This window comes from Cutibacterium namnetense (genome assembly GCF_001642025.1).
GTDB classification, from domain to species: Bacteria; Actinomycetota; Actinomycetes; order Propionibacteriales; family Propionibacteriaceae; genus Cutibacterium; species Cutibacterium namnetense.
In genome coordinates this window covers 12,536-31,412 of the sequence record NZ_LWHO01000009.1, presented here as the reverse complement: position 1 = coordinate 31,412, position 18,877 = coordinate 12,536, and the positions used below count along the sequence as shown (strand labels likewise).

The window sequence follows — 18,877 nt, the reverse complement described above, 5'->3', positions numbered from 1 at the left end:
CATGACGGTTTCTTGGCAAGGTGTGACCAAGACATTCCCCTCGGGCGATTCCGCGCGTGGGGGGTGCACGATTCATTGCGCCGATGCGACTGTTGACGCAGGTCAGGCATGTCTCATTAAGGGAGCATCCGGTCAGGGTAAGTCGACCATGATGGCCATGATCGGTGGCCTGCTTCCAGTGACGAGCGGGCACATCACCATTGCTCATGGTCATGGCGACCGTGATCCTGAGCAGGCTCGCCGTGAGGGGCTGGTTTCCTACGCCTTCCAGTACCCATTCCTCACCCCGTACTTCACTGTCTGGGAGAACGTCGCTCTGTGCGCCGAAGCCGAGATCGCGTATCAGTTGCTGGCCTCTTGCGGCATGGCTGACCTGGCCAATCAGCAGGCCAGCACGTTGTCCGGTGGGCAGCAGCAGCGGGTGGCCGTCGTCCGGGCTGTGGCGTCGCGGCCCGCAGTCTTGCTGGCAGATGAGCCGACGGCATCCCTTGACGACGACAATCGGTGGGCCGTGGAGAAACTGCTTCAGGACTACCTGGATGACGGAGGAACGATCATCATGGCATCGCACCAACCGATCGACCTTCCACATCTGAGCGTCACGGTGGAGGCGACACGATGAGCATGTCAGCATCGCGTCACGCCTGGGTGTCCTTGCGACGCTCCAGCTTGCCCCGACAGCGCTGGTTCATCATCGTCCTGGCCTTGCTGGGAGGATGCGCTCTAGCAATGAACACCATCGTCGCAGGCCATGTTCGTGACCAGATTGACGCCGCTGACGCGGGCAAGAGACTCAACTATGTTGTTGTTGACAGTACGGGGCGTGGGTCTGATGGCCCGATTAACGCGGCAGCTCGCCGGCAGATGATGGGCATGGACCATGTGGCGAAGGTCTACGAGTGGTCGCAGGCTGGACTGCTCTGCGACGACGACAATGGGCTTCCGCAGATCGTATGGGCCACGGCACAGATTCCCGATGTTCCTCCCGCCACGGTGGCCTTTGACGGCCCCACCAGGCCAGTGCGGCCAGGGGAAGTCATCGTGCCAGATGCGGTAAACGGTCATGATCTCAAAGCTTTGCTGGGGACGACGATCAATGTGTCGTACCAGCGCAAGACGAAGGCATCTGAAGCTGAGGCTGTCCCGACGAAGCTCAAGGTTGTTGGCCTTTACGACTCCAGCCGTCCGAACAATGACGGTCCCGATACGGTCTACGTTAATGTTGACGACGCCAAGAATTGGGAGGCTGCCAACGCAGGGATGTCCCCTCAAGCGTTTGATAAGCAGGGCGTGTCGAGGGCCTATGTCGAGGCTGATTCGCGCGCCCACGTCGCTGACGTCCATCGGCAGCTAAGCCAGGCAGGATTTTCCGCAACCAGCCAGGCTGATGTGGTCGGATACGCCGATCAGATGACCTCTGATGCCCAGCGGATGCAGACGATCCTCATCGTCGTCATCTGTGTGGCGGCATTGGTGCTTGGGGTCAGTGTTGGCTCGACGATCTCGCGTCAGCGGGGGTCTCAGATTGCAGTATTTAAGGCTTTCGGCCGCTCGGGGGAGTGGATTCTCGGTTGCCTTGAAATGGAGGCCCTTTTTATTGGTGTGGTGATGGCGCTGGGAATTGTCATCGTCGGGCTGGTGCTGTGTGGTGTAGCGATGGCGTTGACGGCTGTTGGGGTGAACTTGGGGCCGGTGGCGATGTCCCCGGTGCCGTTGGCTGATGTGCTGGAGCAAGGAGCGTGGTTCCCTCTGGTCCTTCTTGCTGCCGTACCGCTGGGGTGCTTGCCGCGCACTATTGTTTCAGTGGAGACTCACAAGCCTTACGAGTTGCTGCGCGAATAGTGACCATGACGATGTGACCTGAGCAAAAGAAATGCCCCCGAGTTGGTGGGACTCGGGGGCATTATCATCACCAGATGGTGACCCGCTTCTCGGGAGCCAGCCACATCGGGTCGTCCTCGGTCACCCCGAAGGCCTCGTGGAAGGCGTCAATGTTGCGGACGATCTGGTTGCACCGGAACTCGGTAGGCGAGTGTGGGTCTGTGGCGATTTGAGTGCGTAGGGCCTCGTCGCGCTGCTTCTCGCGCCAGATTCGGGCGTAGGACAGAAAGAACCGCTGCTGCCACGGCACATCGTCGATCGGCTCGGGCTCAGTCCCCGCAAAAGAAATCTGCAGGGCTTTGAAAGCGATTCCCGCTCCGCCGAGGTCACCGATGTTCTCACCTATCGTCAGCGATCCGTTGACGTGTGGGCCGTCTGGCTGTAGCTGCAGCGGCACAAGGGCGTCATACTGGCTGATAAGGCCCTTGGTGCGTTCCTCGAAGGCGGTGCGATCCTCAGCGGTCCACCAGTCACGCAGTCTGCCTGCACCGTCGCAGGTCGAGCCCTGGTCGTCGAAACCGTGACCGATCTCGTGACCGATGACGGCACCGATCCCGCCATAGTTGACGGCGTCGTCGGCCTCGACGTCGAAGAATGGCGGTTGCAGGATGGCTGCTGGGAAGACGATCTCGTTGCGCAATGGGTGGTAGTAGGCATTGACCGTCTGAGGGAACATGAGCCACTCGTCGGGATCCATTGGGCCCGAGAGTTTCTCAATGGTGCGGTCGAGTTGGAATGAGTTGCAGGCTAGGACGGCGTCGACCAGGCCTCCGTCAGACAGTTCGAGTCCCGAGAAGTCGCGCCAGTGTTCCGGGTAGCCGATCTTGGGACGGAAGGCCGAGAGCTTGTCAAGGGCCTCGGCTCGGGTCGACTCGCTCATCCATGTCAGCGTCGAGATGGACTGGCGGTATGCCGCCAGCAGGTTGGCAACGAGGTCGTCCATCCGCTCTTTGGCTGCTGGCGGGAAGTGCCGGGCGATATAGAGCTTGCCGACGGCCTCACCCAGGGTCGATTCGACGAAGGAGACGCCGCGCTTCCAGCGAGCTTTGAGCGCCGGGGTGCCGTTGAGGACGCGACCGTAAAAGTTGAAGTCCTCATCGACGAAGGCTGAGGTGAGGTAGGGGGCCAGGGAGGAGATGGCGTGCCAGCGTGCCCACGACTTCCACTGGTCAAGGCGTTCGTCGACGAGCATTCCCTCAACCCCATCGAAGAAGGACGGTTGGTTGTCGATGACGGTGGCCAGGACTTCGACGGGGATGCGAGCACCTTGGCGCCATTGCTCGAGGTGCAGGCCAGGATGTGTCGAGGCCAGGTCGTCAAAGGTCTTGGGGTTAAAGGCTGCTTTCATATCTCGGCAGCGGACTTGATCCCAGTGGTGGGACGCGATCTCGGTTTCAAGGGCGAGGATGGTCGAGGCTTGATCGGCGGCGTTGTCCAGCCCGGCCAGGGTGAGCATCCGGGTGACGTGGCTCACATAGGCCTCGCGGACCTCGGCCTTGTCGTCGTCACGGTAATAGGCCTCGTCGGGTAGCCCTAGCCCAGCCTGACCCATCCACGGTACGTAACGAGTGGGGTCGGCGGGGTCCGACTCTTCGGCGAGGTAGAACAGGGCGCCGAGGGACTCACGGTAGTGCTGGCCCAGCAATGTCATGAACTCAGGTGTCGTTGTCACGCGGTCGATTCGCGCGAGGATCGGGGCCAGGGGTTTTGTGCTGGCAGCATTGACTGCATCGCTGTCCATGAAGCGGCGGTACAGCTCGGCCATGAGTTCGACCTCGTGGTCGGTTGACGCGCTGGCTGCTTTCCGTAGCTCGTGGGCGTCGCCGGAGGCCAGCTCCTCAAGGATGTCGTGGACGGCAGCCTCGGAATTGTCACGCAATACCCGGAATGATCCGGTGCTTGCCTGATCGTCGGGGATGGTCGTTGTTGACAGCCACGACCCGTTGACGTGGCGGAAGAGGTCATCGGCTGGGCGGACGTCGGGGTCCCGGTCCTGGAAGGATGCGGTCATGAGTTCACCTTATCCGGCGCGCTAGCCATGTATTTCCGTCTATCGCAGTGTTGGCCACTACTCGGCGTTGCGTTTCAGGAAGGTGCGACGACCGTCAGGCCGCAGTCGCGTGCCGTTGATTGCAACCGCTGGTCGGCTAGTGCATTGACTTGGAGGTCGATGGCAATGGCTGAGGTGTCGAGATACCAGCGAGTCATCGTTTGCCGCGCAGGTCGTTGAGGACAGTTTCGCTGTCGATCGCAGTTGTGATCAGATCGCTGGTGTCGAAACTTGCCTCTTGGTGGGCGGGCTTGGTTGCTCGGCGACCACCTGCATAGGGCATCACCCCACGCATTGGGCCGACAGCGAACACAGTACCCCCCACCAAGGCCACCCCCACGTCAGCCGGGCAGCAGCACTCAGAACCGCGAGGTACCGACGTTAGAATCGCGGCCGGCCTCGCCTCAGGGAGTTGTCAGCTCTGCACTTGCCAGGTGTCGCTGCCGAGCAGTAGCTGTTGCAGCGCGGCGTCACGGGAGTCAGGATCGGTCGCGTCCCCGGAAGCCAGCTTCACTTGGGCGCGAGCTTGATCGTCATAGGTGGGGCGATCCACGTCGTAGAAGACACCGACCGGGGTCTGGCTGACGATGACGCCGTCATCCAAGTGCGCCAACTCGAAGGCCAGCGACGGGTCGGCGCGGTGGGAGTCGTGAACGAGCACGTGGTCCATGCCCACCTCGGCGACGTCAGCCACCGCCAACTCACCGCTGACGGGGTCGCGCACCACGCCGCGGGAACCATCAGCTCCGACGAGCACCGGCTCCCCGTCAATCAGTCGGATGAGGTGCTGGTTGGCTTCCGGGCCCTTGTAATCGTCGAAAGCTCCGTCGTTGAAGATCGGGCAGTTCTGGTACATCTCGACAAAGGAGGTGCCCCGATGCTTGGCGGCAGCGGTGAGCACCTGGGCGAGATGCTTCCGGTCCGAGTCGACGGCACGAGCCACGAAGGAACAGCCCGCCCCCAATGCCACTGCCAGCGGGTTGAACGGCGCGTCAATCGACCCCATTGGGGAGGACTTTGTAACCTTGCCCGCCTCCGAAGTAGGGGAGTACTGGCCCTTCGTTAGACCGTAAATCCGATTGTTAAACATGAGGATCGTCAGGTTGACGTTGCGTCGCATGGCGTGGATGAGGTGATTACCCCCAATCGACAGGGCGTCGCCGTCACCGGTAATGACGAACACGGCCAGGTCGGGGCGCGATACGGCCACCCCCGTTGCGACGGCCGGGGCACGGCCATGGATCGAGTGCATGCCGTAGGTATTCATGTAATACGGGAAGCGTGAGGAGCAGCCGATACCCGAGATAACGACGGCGTTCTCCTTGGCAATACCCAAATCGGGCAGCACTCCCTGGAACGTGGACAAGATCGCGTAATCCCCGCAGCCGGGGCACCAACGCACTTCCTGGTCAGAGGCGAAATCCCGACGCTTGAGCGGCTCGATCGCCAACGGCACACCCGCCAGGCCGGCGGGAAGATCCTCGGTGGTGATATCGGTCATCTCAGGCCTCCTTCGTTTCGTCGCTACCCGTGCCACCACACTGGCGACACAACTCATCGCATAGGTCCACCGGCGAGATTGGTAGCCCGCGCACCCGCGAGATCGTCTTGACGTCGACGAGGTACTTGGAGCGCAGCAGCATCGCGAACTGGCCGGTGTTCATTTCGGGGACGACGACCCGCCGGTATCGGTGTAGCACGTCACCTAGATCCTCCGGCAGTGGGTTGAGGTGGCGCACGTGGGCCTGGGCGATAGACAGGCCGTGAGCGCGCACTCGGCGCACGGCGGCGGTGATCGGGCCGTACGTGGAGCCCCACCCCAGCACGAGCACATCGGCGTCGCCGGAAGGGTCGTCGACGGTAGTCGGAGGAACGGTCTTCGCGATGCCCTTCACCTTGGCAGCGCGGGTCGCCACCATCTCCTCATGGTTGGACGGGTCATAGGAGATAGCGCCGGTACGGGCTGACTTCTCTAGGCCACCGATGCGGTGTTCTAGACCTTTAGTGCCGGGCAGCGCCCACGGGCGCGCTAGGGTTTGCGGGTCACGACGGTAAGGCATAAACCGCGGCGAGCCGTCGGCGGCGGTGGTGTTCGGCTCGGTCGCGAAGTTGGGGTCAATGCGCGGGATCTCAGCCAGATCGGGCACCTGCCACGGTTCCGCGCCGTTGCCAAGGTAGCCGTCAGAAAGCATGATCACGGGGGTGCGGTAGGTCACCGCGATACGGCAGGCCTCTAGCGCAGTGTCGAAGCAGTCTGACGGGGACTTCGCCGCGAGTACCGGGACGGGGGATTCGCCATTGCGTCCGAATATCGCCTGTAGCAGGTCGCCCTGCTCAGGTTTGGTCGGCATCCCAGTGGATGGGCCGGCGCGCTGCACGTCGACGACTACTAGCGGCAGTTCCGTCATGACGGCCAGGCCGATGGCCTCGGACTTGAGGCTCATGCCGGGGCCAGATGTCGTCGTAACGCCCAGGGAGCCGGAAAAGGAAGCACCGATGGCAGAACTGACCCCGGCGATTTCGTCCTCGGCCTGGAAGGTGACGACGTTGTGGGCCTTGCGCTTGGATAGCTCGTGCAGGATGTCGGAGGCTGGGGTGATGGGGTAGGAGCCTAAGAACAGCTGCAGCCCGGCCCGGTTGGCACCGGTGATGAGACCATACGCGGTGGCGAGATTGCCAGTGATCTGGCGGTAGGTGCCTTCAGGCATCGGGGCCGGAGCCACCTCGTAGCGCACCCGGAATAGCTCGCAGGTCTCGCCGTAGGCATGCCCGGCCTTGAGCGCGGCGAAGTTGGCGTCGCGGATCTCCGGCTTAGAAGCGAACTTGCTGGCCAGGAACTTCTCCGAGGGGCCGAGGGGGCGCCCGTATAGCCAGGTCAGCAGCCCGAGAGCGAACATGTTTTTGGCGCGCTCGGAGTTCTTACGGCCAAGATTGAACGGCTCGACTGCGGCTACCGCCAGCCCGGTGAGGTCGAGCTCGACGACCTGGTAGGACTCCAGTGTGCCGTCGTTGCGTGGATCCTCGGTGTATCCGGCCTTCTTGAGATTTTTCGCGGTGAACTGGGCGGAGTCGAGGATGATGAGTCCGCCGCGGCGGATGTCACTGAGGTTCGCGGCTAAGGCGGCCGGGTTCATGACGACTAAGACGTCGGGCTGGTCACCTGGGGTGGCGATGTCGTAATTGGCGAAGTGCACCTGGAAACTTGAGACGCCGGGGATCGTGCCCTGGGGGGCGCGGATTTCGGCAGGGAAGTTCGGCAGGGTCGAAATGTCATTGCCGTGGATGGCGGACTCGGCGGTGAAGCGGTCGCCGGTCAGCTGCATGCCGTCGCCGGAATCGCCGGCGAATCGGATGACAACTCGGTCGAGGGCCTGGACCTCTCGCTCGTCAGTGGTGTGATGTGCCGTGTCGGTGGAAGGCACTCTGACCTCTTTTCTCGTCGCGGGATTCCGTTGTTGACGCGTCACGGTGGTGACGGATGACCGCACCTGCGGTGCGCGTCTAGATGCCTCGGAACCGGCTACTAACGCTACCATCGCGCCTCGGCTTATCGAACTTCGGTCAGGGTTGCACGTTCCCACGCGGATCTGGGGGTGAACAGCATCCTCGGTAGGATGACCTGGTGAAGTTCATCGACTGGTTCGCCGACGGATCCGTGTACGTCGTCGATCTCGCCCTGGCCTGCTGTGGGGTCGAGAGCGGGGCTGCCGTGCCGGCCAACGCTCCGGTGTGCGAGGAGATCCCAGACGGTGTCCCGCTAGTGTTGCTCGTCTCGGGGACGGTGACGACTGTTCTGGCCCCGGTGGTGCGTGACACTGTCAATGAGCTGAGGCGCAATCATCTTATCGGCGGCGTGGCTTTTGGGGCGTGCGCCTGCGCAGGTGGTCCCTACTGGGATTCTGCTGGCGTCGTCGCTGGCCTGCCGGATGTGGGAGTCGACGCCGATCACTGGATTCCGGGCTGTCCCCCTGAACTTGACGCGCTTACCGGGCTTTTGGTCTCTTCACGGGAGGCCGCATGACGACCCGCGATGTCCCTGCGACTGACTGGCACGACGCTGTCGCCCAGGCGGTGTCCACTCACCCGTGGCTGGCTCATCTGACAGCTATCGACGGGGTGGGCGAACGCGGTCAGGATCCCGACATCGTCGTGGTTTGCCGTCTTGAGAATCATGACGGCGACGACGTCACCGTCTCCACTCGTGTGTCCCGTAACGGTGGGATCTTGGACTCGGTTGTCGACGTGGTGGCAGGAGCATCCTGGTATCAGCGGGAGATCCACGACTTTTTCGGTGTGAGGTTTGTCGGCCCTGGAGCAGATGATCGTGCCCTCCTCGTCCACGATGCACCGAAACCTCCGTTGCGCAAGGAAGTCGTGCTGACTCGGCGGGCCGATGCTGTGTGGCCGGGTGCCGCTGACTGGGCTAGCTCGAAGTCCGCGAGTCGACGTCTGGCCGCTGGTGTTCCCGACCCTGAGACGTGGCGGCGTATCAAAGAAGGCGAGGATGTTTCGGACGCTGAGGTCGTCGCGGCCATGTCTGGTCGTCGCCCGAGACCGGGTGGCGGTCGGGCCGCGGGGCCGACGAGGACAGCATCGGGGAGGCGAGCATGAGGCACTCAGCAATTGCCCTTGACGTCGACGCGTGCACCTCCTGCGTGATCTGCGCCCGGCAGTGTCCGGCCTGGTGCATCACCATCGACGCTCACCACGAAGCTGTTCCGAACTCCGATGCTCGTCGTCCCCGTACGGTTGCCGTTCTCGACGAGTTCGCTATCGACTGGGGGCTGTGCATGTATTGCGGTATGTGCATCGAGTCCTGCCCGTTCGACGCTCTTTCTTGGAGCGACGAGCGTGTTCCGGATACCTCGTCGCGCACCGATCTGGTCAGCGCGTGGGGATTGGACGGTGATCGGTGAAGCAGCCGGTTGGCTGGCGGCGGCGGGTCCGTCTCAAGTGGTTTGCCTATTTGCACGCCTGGCGGTCCTGGTCGGTCCTGGAAGGGCTGGTCGGGACGGTTCTCATCACGGCTGGATCACTCACCCCGGCTTATCTGCCGCTGAACTCGCCGTGGTGGTCTCGGCTGAACGAGGCCGGTCTACGCGGGTCCACGTGGCGCATCGTCGGGACCTTACTTGTCCTCGTCGGCGTCGGTCTGCTGGTCGATTCCTGGCTGCGGCTGCGGCCTGGTCGCGAGCCGCGTGACGTTACCGCAGAACCGGTGTCGAAGCATGTGCGGCGGTACTTTAACCACCGTCCAGGAATTCGTGCTGGGCTGCATCCGTGGGCTGTGCTCGGTGTATGGGGTTTGCCCTTCCTGCTAGCCCCGCCGATCTTCAGCCACGACGCCTACTCCTATGCTGCGCAGGGCTGGCTGCTGGAAAATGACATCAGCCCTTATGAGGGGTATCCAGGGTTGTTGCCGGGGGCCTTTGCCGACCAGGTTGCCCAGGAATGGCGTTACACCAAGACCCCCTATGGTCCGTTAGCCCTCACCGTCCAGCATTGGATCGTCCATCTCAATGGTGACAATCCTTATTGGTCGGCAGTTTTCATGCGTGTTCCGGCTCTGTTAGGCGTCATCGCCATAGGGCTGTTGTTGTCGCGGGTGGCGCGTCGAGTCGGACGGGATCCGCACTTCACGGCTTGGTTCTCCACCCTCAACCCCATCCTCGTGGTGGATTTCATCGGGGGAGCACATAATGACGCCCTCATGATGGGACTGGTTGTCATTGGGTTGTGGGTCGCGTGCTTGACGAGCTGGTCCTGGACGATCGGTGCGGTACTCGTCGGGGGTGCGGCGGCTGTCAAGCAGCCGGCTTTTATGGTCGCAGTGGCTCTGCCATTGATCCGTCATCCTATGACGTCGTGGCATCCGCGCCGCCTGGTTCCGGCCCTAGGACGAGCGGTGGGTTCCCTCGTTATCTCGGTGGCCGTCTTTGCGGGTATTTCGTGGGCATCCGGCCTTGGATTTGGCTGGTATCACGCTGTTGACGTTCCCGGTATGGTGTTGACGGTGTCGCCGTTCACCCTGGTCGGCATGGGGATACGAATGGTGCTTGGTTCCTTGGGGGCGCATCAGACGGCAGCAGCTGTCATTCCAATTGCTCAGGCCATTGGCGTGCTCGTCGGTGCGTTTCTGCTAGTGGTCCTGGCCGTCCGGTTGTTACCGCGCAAGGCGTTGTCCTTTCTGGCGCTGGGTTTTCTCGCGGTTGCTTTCTGCGCCCCTGCGTTGCACTCCTGGTATGTGCTGTGGGGGGCGCTATTACTGCCGCTGATCGACGAAGCTGCCCGCTTCGTCCGCCCTGCGGTGTGGATCACCGTCATCTTGTTGTCCTTCGATGCCGTTAACCTGTCCTGGCGCAATAGTGCCGCAGCACTCGGCGTTGCGCTGGTTCTGGTGCTGGCGGCCCGTCTGGTGTGGCACGAACATAGCTTGGGGCAAGGGTGGACGCACAAGGATGTTCACGTCCCGCGCCCCCACAAGGCTCACTAACTGTTGGAGCTGGAGTCTGTTGGAGCTGGAGCGGCACGGCAGGTGCCGCCGTGGCAGGCTGGGGAACATGGATGACGTCAAGATCAGCGGTACCGACGATGTCACGATCACCCTGGACCGCCCCCAAGCGATCAACTCGCTGTCTGGCGAGATGCTGGGGACTATTGGGGAGGTCGTCAAGAGGTCCCCAAGGAGCATCGACCTATCGGGTGCGGGGGAGCGCGGCTACTGCTCGGGGGCTGATATCCGCGAGCTTCGGGCTTTGGTATGGAAGGATCCTGAGGCAGCCGGTGACTGGTTGGACGGCGAGTACGACGTTGACGCTGCCATTGCCGAGGTGCATTCGGGGACCGCGCATCTGCACGGCATCTCCATGGGCGGCGGGCTTGGGCTGTCGCTGCGCCTCAAGCGGGTTGAGGCCCGCGATGACCTCGTCCTCGCGATGCCGGAAACGGGCATTGGTCTATGGCCCGACGTCGGTGTGTGTTTCGAGCTTTCGCGGGCCCCGCGCCTCGTCGGCCGCCATATGGCCATGACCGGGGCTTCTATCGATGCGGCTTCGGCGCTGTGGGCGGGGTTGGTGGATGAGGTCGTCGACGCCGACGGTAACCCCGCTGGTGTCGATCCGGTCGACTGTGAGTTGGCGCGTGACGCGGTGTGGATTCAGGACTGCTATAACACTGATGACCCCATCGAGGTGTGTCGTCGATTGGCTGACCGTCCTGAGGTGGCCGCGCGTAAGGCAGCTGAGCACATTGCGGCGCGCTGCCCACTGTCAGTAGCTGTTGCTTTGGCTGCTGTCATTAAGGCTGAATCCGCTTCAGGCCTTGGCGAAGTGTTGGAGACTGATCGCGCCCTGGGGCGGTCCTTTATGCGCAATTCGGACTTCTGTGAGGGGGTACGCGCCCAGCTGGTTGATAAGGACCGCAACCCGCATTGGTCCCACGAGAGTTTGGCTGATGTGTCTACTCGTCAGGTTGAGGGGATGTTCGATCCGTCCTGACTCATACCGCGTAGTCAACTACCACTGCGGCGTGGTCGGAGGTGCGCTCGGCGTAGGAGGGGTCACGGTCAATCTCGGCCGTGGCGGCTGTTTTCGCTAGTTGCGGTGACGCCAAGTGATAATCGATACGCCAACCCGCATCATTGGCGAAGGCCTTGCCGCGCCAGCTCCACCACGAGTAGGGGCCGTTGGTGTCGGGGTGCTGGGCGCGCACGACGTCAACGAGGGTGTCGGGGGAGAGGATGGTGTCGAACCACTGCCTCTCCTCGGGTAGGAACCCCTCATTGCGCTGGTTAGCTTTCCAGTTCTTGAGGTCAGCGTTCTCGTGGGCAATGTTGAAGTCGCCCATGACGAGGAAGTGACGATCTTGACTGGCGCACTCCTGGCGGCGTCGGGTCAGGTGTTCGCGGAATCCTGCTAGGAAGGCCATTTTGCGGTCTTGCTTGGCGATGGACTTCTCGTTGGTTGGATCTGGGGTGGCTCCCTTGGGCAGGTAGAGGCAGGCGACGGTGAGGGGAGCGTCGGCTAGGTCGACCTCGATGTAGCGCCCCTCGTCTACGAAGGGCAGCAACTGGGTGGGGAGGCCGTCGGTGTTACCGGGGAGTACCTCTGCGAGGGTAGGAGTTTGGCCGGGAGTCATGATGAGGTGGGTGCCCCAAGAGCGTACCTCGGCTGGGGCGGTACGGGTGAGGAGCGCGACTCCGTTGCGCCCAGCCAGCGAGCCGGGAGCCCATGAGACGTGGCGGTCGCCAAAGGCTCCCTCGGGGAGGTCGGCTGGACGGCAACGCACCTCCTGCAGCCCGATGACGTCGCAGTCACGAGCCTCCATCCACTCGGAGAACCCCCGCTTCAGGGCGGCTCGGATCCCGTTGATGTTGAAGCTGGCGATGCGCATATGCAGGAGTGTGTCACAACGACGGTGCACGGGCGCGGTTGGTCTCAAAGGTAGGAGATACCTGGGGGAGATTTTGCCGTTCTCGCCGGCGATGCGTGCCGGTCCTCGTAGGCTGCAATGCTGGTGGCGGGCAATGCGAGCGCAACTTGGTGCACATAGCCGAATTGGTCATGACTGCGGCTTGCCTGCTAACATCATCCATCGCTGGTTAACGCCAGCACGGCAGGTTGCCCGAGTGGCCAAAGGGAGCGGTCTGTAAAACCGTCGGTTCGCCTACGTTGGTTCGAATCCAACACCTGCCACGCAACCCCCGGGTCGGATGGATTCGGGGGTTGGTTTCGCCATCGTCGGGTCTCGAGCTGCCACTGTTCGGCTGGAGATGCGATTGCGGCGGGACGGCTCGGTTCGACTGAAAACCGATTCCGGGGTTTTCCCCGGGAGTTCAGGAGGCTCGGGTTCGGATTTGCCAACGGTCGAAAGCTCGTGTAGTTTTCTCATTCGTTGCCCCTATAGCTCAGTAGGCAGAGCGTCTCCATGGTAAGGAGAAGGTCAGCAGTTCGATTCTGCTTGGGGGCTCTGGGTGTGAATCGGCCCCACTTGCCCGGTGGGACGGGCCAAGAATGGTGCCGAGGATCACATTGGCGGGGTAGCTCAGGGGTAGAGCAAGCGGCTCATAATCGCTGTGTCGCGGGTTCGATTCCCGCTCCCGCTACCAACCCAATCGGGGAAACCCGAGAGCGCACACTCCGTACGGCTCGAAAGTAGGAAAGATGGCCAAGAAGTCCGGCGACGTTCGCCCGAAGATCACGCTCGCCTGCACCGAGTGCAAGGAGCGCAACTACATCACTAAGAAGAATCGCCGCAATAATCCTGATCGCATGGAGATGGCGAAGTTCTGCCCGCGCTGCCGCAAGCACACCGCGCACCGTGAGACCCGCTGACGCGGGGACCTAGATCCAAGAACTTATCCGAGGGGCTGCCTGAAAGGCGGCCCCTCGTGCTGTGTGTGGGGTGGTTAAGGTGTTTCGCTGCGGGGTGGTGGCAGAAAAATGTGTGGGTTGGGGGGTGCCGCGGCGCCAGCAGTCTGGGATAGCCTGACGTCATGCCGATCAGCCCTGATGACGTCGGGCGTACCTACCCGACGACAGACCCATACCTCGTTACCGCGGAGAAAATCCGGGAACTTGCGACCGCTTTGGGGGATACCGCCCCCGCCTATCGAGGCGACGATCCCATCGCTCCGCCCACCTTTGCGATGGTGCTGGCGTCTCGGGCGTGGGAGGCGTTGTTCGATGACGAGCAGCTTGACCTGCACCTGGAGCACATGATCCACACCGACCAGTCCTTTAACTGGATTCGGCCGCTTCACAAGGGCGACGAGGTGACGGCCACTCTCACTATCACTTCTGTGCGTACCCGAGGCAATACCGACATCATCGGCATTGACGTCTCGTTGGATCACGTCAACGGTGAGCATTTGGGCAATGCCACTTCAACGTTGTGGCATACCCGTCTGCAGGGGGACGCATGAGTGTGCAGCTGGCGGAAGACCAAACCTTCGGCCCGCGAACTATCAACGTCACCCGGAGCACGTTGGTCCGCTACGCAGGCGCGTCCGGCGACTTTAACCCCATCCACTACAGTGATCGCGCCGCCCGCGAGGCCGGCATGAACGGGGTCATCGCCCATGGTATGTGGACCATGGGCGCGGCTCTTGGTGCTGTCATCGATTGGGTTGGTGGTCCTGAGCGGGTGGTCTCGCAGCGAGCTCGCTTCACTCGGCCGGTCCAGGTTCCCGATACCAAGGAGGGTGCCGCTGTCGAGGTGGCCGCTACGGTGCGCAAGGCCAGCGACGAGATGGCGACGCTGGCCCTCGACGTCAGGTGCGATGGCCAGTCGGTGCTGGGCCGTGTCGAGGTGGTCGTGAGGCAGGGGGAGTAATGAGCATCACTGTTACTGGCCCCTACGAGGATGACGATCCCACTGAGGCCTGCAGCACTATCCATCATGAGGCGATTGGGACGACGGCTGTCCCGTCCGGCGGCGAGGACGTCCCGCTGGCCCCACTCACAACCTTGCGGGTGGGTGGCCCGGCGCGTCACCTCGTCATCGCGACGACCAACGACGAGATGTTGAAAGTTGTTCGTGACTGTGATCGTCGTGGTGAGCCGTGTCTAGTGCTCGGTGGTGGCTCGAATGTCTTGGTCGGTGACGACGGGTTCGACGGCACTGTTGTTCGCGTCGCTACCTCGGGGCTTTCCGCGGAGGTGTCGTCGTGCGGGGGAGCCTTGGTGACGGTCGCTGCGGGCCAGGTGTGGGACGATTTTGTTGTCCATGCCATTGAGCAGGAATGGATCGGTCCGGAGTTCCTCTCTGGCATCCCTGGTCTCGTCGGGTCAACTCCCATCCAAAACGTCGGTGCGTATGGTGTCGAAGTGGGGGAGTTCATCGCGCGGGTGCGTACTTGGGACCGCCTCGACGATACCCAGCGCACTTTTACCGCTGACCAGTGTGGTTTCGGGTATCGTTCGAGCCGTTTCAAGGCTGAGCCTGATCGCTACGTCGTCCTCGACGTCACTATGCAATTCAATCTCGGTACCCGCTCTTTACCGGTCCGCTACGCCGAACTAGCGCGACGTCTGGGCGTCGAGCCGGGGGAGAGGGTCAATACTTCCCAGGTGCGTGAGACAGTGCTGGCGGTCCGTGGTAGTAAAGGGATGGTCCTCAACCCCGACGACCACGACACCTGGAGCGCCGGGTCCTTCTTCACTAACCCGCTGGTGTCTGCGGATCAGGTTCCGCAGGGGGCGCCGGCTTTCGCTCAGCCGGACGGTCGGGTCAAGACGAGTGCTGCCTGGCTCATCGACCACGCCGGGTACGGCAAGGGATTCAAGGTGGCCGAGGATGCTCCGGCGAGCCTTTCGACCAAGCATGTCCTGGCTTTGACGAACCTTGGTGGTGCTAGTTCCGACGATCTCACCATCCTCGCGCGCACTGTTATCGACGGAGTCCGCGACGCCTATGGGATCACCTTGGTGCCAGAGCCACGTCTGATCGGCTGCACGATCTGACGATTCCTGGCACTGCAGACGTCAGACCCTCCAAACCTCACCGCAGCAGGTCTGGAGGGTCACGTGTCGTCTTGGACCGACGAGGGGACAGAATTGGGGCATGACCATCCCGTTGACTGACCTGTCCCACGATGACCTGTCCGCTTTGCATCAGCAGCTGAGCAGCGAGCATGCCGAGCTTGCCGCTCGTGGTGTCTGTCTCAACATCACCCGCGGTAAGCCGTCACCAGCTCAGCTTGATCTCAGTGCGGACTTGCTGACTATCGACGTCCCCTCCCATGCCGAGGATGGTCAGGATGTCCGTAACTACGGTGGCAATCGTGGTCTCCCCGAGATTCGCCGGATTTTCGGCGAATTGTTGGGCGTCGACGTCGATCACATCATTGCTGCCGACAATTCCAGTCTGGCGATTATGCACGACCTAGCGATGTTCGCCTTTGTTCATGGTATTGCCGGGCAACAACCGTGGTCCGGCCAGAACGTCAAGTTCATCGCCCCGGTTCCCGGTTACGACCGGCACTTTGCCATCTGCGAACATTTGGGCATTGACATGATCCCGGTGGAGCTAGGGGAGCACGGCCCTGACGTCGATGAGGTCGCGAAGCTTGCCGCCGATCCGTCGGTTAAGGGCATGTGGGTCGTGCCAATGTATGCCAACCCGAACGGCGCTGTTTACGATGAACGTACAGTCCGGGCTCTGGTATCTATGCCAGCAGCGCCAGATTTCCGTATCTGGTGGGATAACGCGTACGCCCTGCACCATCTCACCGACGTTGAGCGCCCCGCCCTGCCGGTGCTCCAATGGGCCGAGGAGGCGGGCAACCCTGATCGTGTTTTTGAGCTGGCTTCAATGTCCAAGATCACCTTCGCCGGTGACGCCATTTCCTTCCTGGCCTCTTCTCAGGCCAACCTTGACTGGTATCTGGGGCACGCCGCAATCCGCTCGATCGGCCCTGACAAGGTCAATCAGTTGCGTCATGCGCGGTATTTGCGTGACGCTGACGGGGTCCGCAAGCTCATGCGTGCTCATCGCGAGATTCTCGCCCCGAAGTTCGCTGCCGTGGAAGAGATCCTCACCCGTCGTCTGGGGGGACGTGGCGTCGCATCCTGGACCCACCCGGCTGGTGGCTACTTCGTCACTCTCGATGTCATGGATGGCACGGCGTCGAGAGTTGTTGCCCTGGCTAAGGAGGCTGGCATCGCGCTGACGCCGGCCGGAGCGTCTCACCCGTTGCACCGTGATCCGCACGATCGCACGATTCGTCTGGCTCCGTCGTTTCCTGGCATGGATGAGCTGCGCGAGGCCATGGAGGGTGTGTCGACCTGCGTCCTGCTTGCAGCTAGTGAGAAATTGTTGAAGGGCTGAGGTCGATCACGAAGGCAGTATGACGGGAGGTTTTGCGGCGGCCCTGCACCCGGTGTGCGTGAGGGCCGCTGTCATATGTTTCTGATGCCCAAGTGCTCAGTTGAATTATCGGTAGCCAGGGGCATGTCTGTGGGCTCGCAACGATGGTGGCGAACTATCTGGTGTGGTGGCTGGCTGGCAGGCAGTTCTGTAGGCTTTCACCATGCCTGATTCGACGCGGGACCAAATTCTCTCCTATACTCCCTGTGCTGGCGTTGTCACCCAGGCATCGCCGAAGGGCACTAGCTCAATTGGCAGAGCAGCGGTCTCCAAAACCGCAGGTTGGGGGTTCAAGTCCCTCGTGCCCTGCGAGACGCATGTGCGGGGCGTATCCCTGGTGCGCAGCCGTGGCGAAGTCCTGGTCCACGGCATCAACCGTCAGGCAGGACCCGAAGGAATAGCGTGACCGACGAGAAGCGAAACCTCAGCGACGGAGACGATCCTTCCGTCAAGGGCGAGCTGTCTCCGAGGGGCGAGGATCTGGCATCCAGCAACCTTCCGGAGGCTGACGAGTACGACGTCGTTGACCCAGAGGCTGAGGAGTTGACGACTCCAGACGATGTCGTCGATAAGACTCCGGATAAGGCCGATCCCGAAGACATGGTCATTGACGATCCCGACCAGCTCGAGGGAGCAGAGGAGACCGCCGCGTCGGCTCGTTCCTCCCGACCGGTGCGCAAGAAGGATTCTGCTGGCAAGCCAGCCCGCCGCGGCAAGCCTGTGCGCCAGGAAACTGGCGCGGACGATGATAAGCCTGCTACCGCCTCGGCGGCTAAGTTTGCTGGCCCCAAGCCGAAGCGTGAGCTGACGAAGGCTCCGGTTCGCAAGGAGAGCCCTCAGCATAAGCACGTAGAGCAAGGCAAGCATCGCATTGGCCCGGTGGCCTTCACTAAGCAGTCGGTTGCTGAGTTGCGCAAGGTCAAGTGGCCTACTGGTGACGAGTTGGGACAGTATTTCCTCGTCGTCCTCGTCTTTGTTCTGCTCATTATCGCCTACGTCAGCGGCTTGGACGTCCTCTTCGGATGGATCGTCATCAAACTCTTTGGCAACTGACGATCACATTGGAGAATTGATCTGTGACTGACAGCCCCCATTTCAGCGAAACCGACGACGTCGAGATCGACCTCGATGCGTTGACCCCCGACACTGCCGAGGAGAAGGACGACGAGGTCGAGATTGACCTTGGAGACCTCAGCGATGACAACTCCGCTGCGGAGCCCGAGATCAATCTTGACCTTGGTGACGATGAGCCTGCCGAGGCGTCAGACGACGACATTGCCCGCAACCTTGGTATCGGCCAGGCTGCTGACGATGAGGAAGACGCCGACGAGGATGAGCCGTCCGAGGCTGACAACCAGGACGCCGTCGACGCTGCCATCGAGGAGTTGCGCGATGAGCTGTCCTCGAAGTTCGGTGAGTGGTACGTGCTGCACACCTACTCCGGCATGGAGAACAAGGTGAAGCAGAACCTTGACGCTCGGGTGCAGAACTTCAACATGGAGGACTACATCTTTGAGACGATCGTTCCCACCGAGGAGGTCGTCGAGATCCGCAATGGCACGCGCCGTACGATCACCAGGGTGTATCTGCCTGGTTACGTGCTGGTGCGGATGGACTTGACTGACGACTCGTGGGGCATTGTGCGCCACACACCCTCGGTGACCGGGTTCGTCGGGCAATCCACCACCCCGATCCCGCTGACTTTTGACGAGGTCGTCAAGATGCTGACGCCGTCGGTTGTCGCCAGGGTCAGTCGTGAGAACGCTGATAAAGCCCCCTCCCCGAAGGCTAAGCCAAAGGTCGAGGTTGCCGATTACGAGGTTGGCGAGTCGGTGCAGATTACTGACGGCCCGTTCGCTGGTGTTCCGGCCCAGATCACTGAGATCAACGCCAACAACCAGCGCGTCAAGGCTCTGGTTGAGATTCTGGGCCGCTCGACCCCGGTGGACCTCGAGTTCAATCAGATCGAGAAGATCTGAACCTGATTTTGGCCCCACCGGCCGAGTTGTTTAGACTTGGCCGGTGCGTCTGCGTCCGGGCGCTCGTCACACCCGGACTCGCACTGACGGCATCGACCGG

At 62.0% G+C, this 18,877-nt stretch carries 19 protein-coding genes and 4 tRNA genes; 18 read left to right on the top strand and 5 right to left on the bottom strand.

Annotated features, from left to right (window positions below; translation table 11 throughout):
• Position 1: 1 nt before the first annotated feature.
• Positions 2-622: an ABC transporter ATP-binding protein gene (locus tag A5483_RS09115; protein WP_063811654.1), complete on the top strand. Its 621-nt coding sequence runs from the start codon at positions 2-4 to the stop codon at positions 620-622.
• Positions 619-1,842, top strand: a complete 1,224-nt coding sequence (locus A5483_RS09110; RefSeq protein ID WP_063811653.1) for an ABC transporter permease — start codon at positions 619-621, stop codon at positions 1,840-1,842. The genes A5483_RS09115 and A5483_RS09110 overlap by 4 nt, the downstream gene beginning before the upstream one ends.
• A gap of 67 nt (positions 1,843-1,909) precedes the next feature.
• Here A5483_RS09110 and A5483_RS09105 read toward each other — a convergent pair whose 3' ends face one another.
• The 4 genes from A5483_RS09105 to A5483_RS09085 form a co-directional block, all read right to left on the bottom strand.
• A complete protein-coding gene (locus A5483_RS09105; RefSeq protein ID WP_063811652.1) occupies positions 1,910-3,892 on the bottom strand; it encodes a M13 family metallopeptidase in 1,983 nt (660 codons plus the stop codon).
• A 74-nt stretch (positions 3,893-3,966) separates the two neighbouring features.
• Positions 3,967-4,089 (bottom strand): hypothetical protein, encoded by a 123-nt coding sequence (locus tag A5483_RS09100; protein WP_002549924.1) that lies wholly within the window; start codon positions 4,087-4,089, stop codon positions 3,967-3,969.
• 257 nt (positions 4,090-4,346) lie between these two features.
• Positions 4,347-5,432: a 2-oxoacid:ferredoxin oxidoreductase subunit beta gene (locus A5483_RS09090; RefSeq protein WP_003866438.1), complete on the bottom strand. Its 1,086-nt coding sequence runs from the start codon at positions 5,430-5,432 to the stop codon at positions 4,347-4,349.
• Between the two features lies 1 nt (position 5,433).
• On the bottom strand, positions 5,434-7,398 hold the full coding sequence (locus A5483_RS09085) for a 2-oxoacid:acceptor oxidoreductase subunit alpha (protein WP_063811651.1): 1,965 nt from the start codon (positions 7,396-7,398) through the stop codon (positions 5,434-5,436).
• A gap of 155 nt (positions 7,399-7,553) precedes the next feature.
• Between A5483_RS09085 and A5483_RS09080 the strand changes: the two genes are divergently transcribed.
• The 5 genes from A5483_RS09080 to A5483_RS09060 all read left to right on the top strand — a co-directional run bounded on the left by A5483_RS09080 (position 7,554) and on the right by A5483_RS09060 (position 11,427).
• Complete coding sequence (locus A5483_RS09080; protein WP_002549875.1) at positions 7,554-7,952, top strand: NADH-quinone oxidoreductase subunit B family protein; 399 nt, start codon at positions 7,554-7,556, stop codon at positions 7,950-7,952.
• Positions 7,949-8,542: an NADH-quinone oxidoreductase subunit C gene (locus A5483_RS09075; protein ID WP_002549917.1), complete on the top strand. Its 594-nt coding sequence runs from the start codon at positions 7,949-7,951 to the stop codon at positions 8,540-8,542. Before A5483_RS09080 ends, A5483_RS09075 begins: the two co-directional genes overlap by 4 nt.
• Positions 8,539-8,847 carry a 4Fe-4S binding protein gene (locus tag A5483_RS09070; RefSeq protein ID WP_003866503.1) on the top strand — a complete coding sequence of 103 codons (309 nt, stop codon included), beginning with the start codon at positions 8,539-8,541 and terminating at the stop codon, positions 8,845-8,847. The genes A5483_RS09075 and A5483_RS09070 overlap by 4 nt, the downstream gene beginning before the upstream one ends.
• Positions 8,844-10,424 carry a polyprenol phosphomannose-dependent alpha 1,6 mannosyltransferase MptB gene (mptB, locus tag A5483_RS09065; RefSeq protein ID WP_002549947.1) on the top strand — a complete coding sequence of 527 codons (1,581 nt, stop codon included), beginning with the start codon at positions 8,844-8,846 and terminating at the stop codon, positions 10,422-10,424. The genes A5483_RS09070 and mptB overlap by 4 nt, the downstream gene beginning before the upstream one ends.
• Before the next feature lie 67 nt (positions 10,425-10,491).
• The gene (locus A5483_RS09060) at positions 10,492-11,427 is read left to right on the top strand and encodes an enoyl-CoA hydratase/isomerase family protein (protein WP_063811650.1); all 936 of its coding nucleotides are present in this window, start codon (positions 10,492-10,494) and stop codon (positions 11,425-11,427) included.
• A 1-nt stretch (position 11,428) separates the two neighbouring features.
• On the opposite strand, the gene A5483_RS09055 is transcribed toward A5483_RS09060, so the two are convergent.
• A complete protein-coding gene (locus tag A5483_RS09055; protein WP_042843064.1) occupies positions 11,429-12,322 on the bottom strand; it encodes an exodeoxyribonuclease III in 894 nt (297 codons plus the stop codon).
• A 221-nt stretch (positions 12,323-12,543) separates the two neighbouring features.
• On the opposite strand from A5483_RS09055, the gene A5483_RS09050 reads away from it, so the two are divergent.
• The 11 genes from A5483_RS09050 (at position 12,544) to nusG (ending at position 18,777) form a co-directional block, all read left to right on the top strand.
• Positions 12,544-12,624: transfer RNA gene (locus A5483_RS09050), tRNA-Tyr, on the top strand.
• A 201-nt stretch (positions 12,625-12,825) separates the two neighbouring features.
• Positions 12,826-12,898: transfer RNA gene (locus A5483_RS09045), tRNA-Thr, on the top strand.
• 64 nt (positions 12,899-12,962) lie between these two features.
• A tRNA-Met gene (locus A5483_RS09040) sits at positions 12,963-13,037 on the top strand.
• Between the two features lie 55 nt (positions 13,038-13,092).
• On the top strand, positions 13,093-13,263 hold the full coding sequence (gene rpmG, locus A5483_RS09035; protein WP_002514900.1) for a 50S ribosomal protein L33: 171 nt from the start codon (positions 13,093-13,095) through the stop codon (positions 13,261-13,263).
• Between the two features lie 161 nt (positions 13,264-13,424).
• Positions 13,425-13,853, top strand: a complete 429-nt coding sequence (locus A5483_RS09030) for an FAS1-like dehydratase domain-containing protein (protein WP_003866436.1) — start codon at positions 13,425-13,427, stop codon at positions 13,851-13,853.
• Positions 13,850-14,263, top strand: coding sequence for a MaoC family dehydratase (locus A5483_RS09025; protein ID WP_063811649.1), 414 nt, complete (start codon positions 13,850-13,852; stop codon positions 14,261-14,263). Before A5483_RS09030 ends, A5483_RS09025 begins: the two co-directional genes overlap by 4 nt.
• Complete coding sequence (locus A5483_RS09020) at positions 14,263-15,393, top strand: UDP-N-acetylmuramate dehydrogenase (RefSeq protein ID WP_063811648.1); 1,131 nt, start codon at positions 14,263-14,265, stop codon at positions 15,391-15,393. The genes A5483_RS09025 and A5483_RS09020 overlap by 1 nt, the downstream gene beginning before the upstream one ends.
• A 100-nt stretch (positions 15,394-15,493) precedes the next feature.
• Positions 15,494-16,759 (top strand): aspartate aminotransferase type Ic, encoded by a 1,266-nt coding sequence (locus tag A5483_RS09015; protein WP_063811647.1) that lies wholly within the window; start codon positions 15,494-15,496, stop codon positions 16,757-16,759.
• 275 nt (positions 16,760-17,034) lie between these two features.
• Positions 17,035-17,107 (top strand) — tRNA-Trp (locus A5483_RS09010).
• A gap of 93 nt (positions 17,108-17,200) precedes the next feature.
• The gene (secE, locus tag A5483_RS09005) at positions 17,201-17,851 is read left to right on the top strand and encodes a preprotein translocase subunit SecE (RefSeq protein WP_003866531.1); all 651 of its coding nucleotides are present in this window, start codon (positions 17,201-17,203) and stop codon (positions 17,849-17,851) included.
• 23 nt (positions 17,852-17,874) lie between these two features.
• Entirely contained in the window at positions 17,875-18,777 is a 903-nt protein-coding gene (gene nusG, locus A5483_RS09000) for a transcription termination/antitermination protein NusG (RefSeq protein ID WP_003866460.1), read from the top strand.
• Positions 18,778-18,877: the final 100 nt, after the last annotated feature.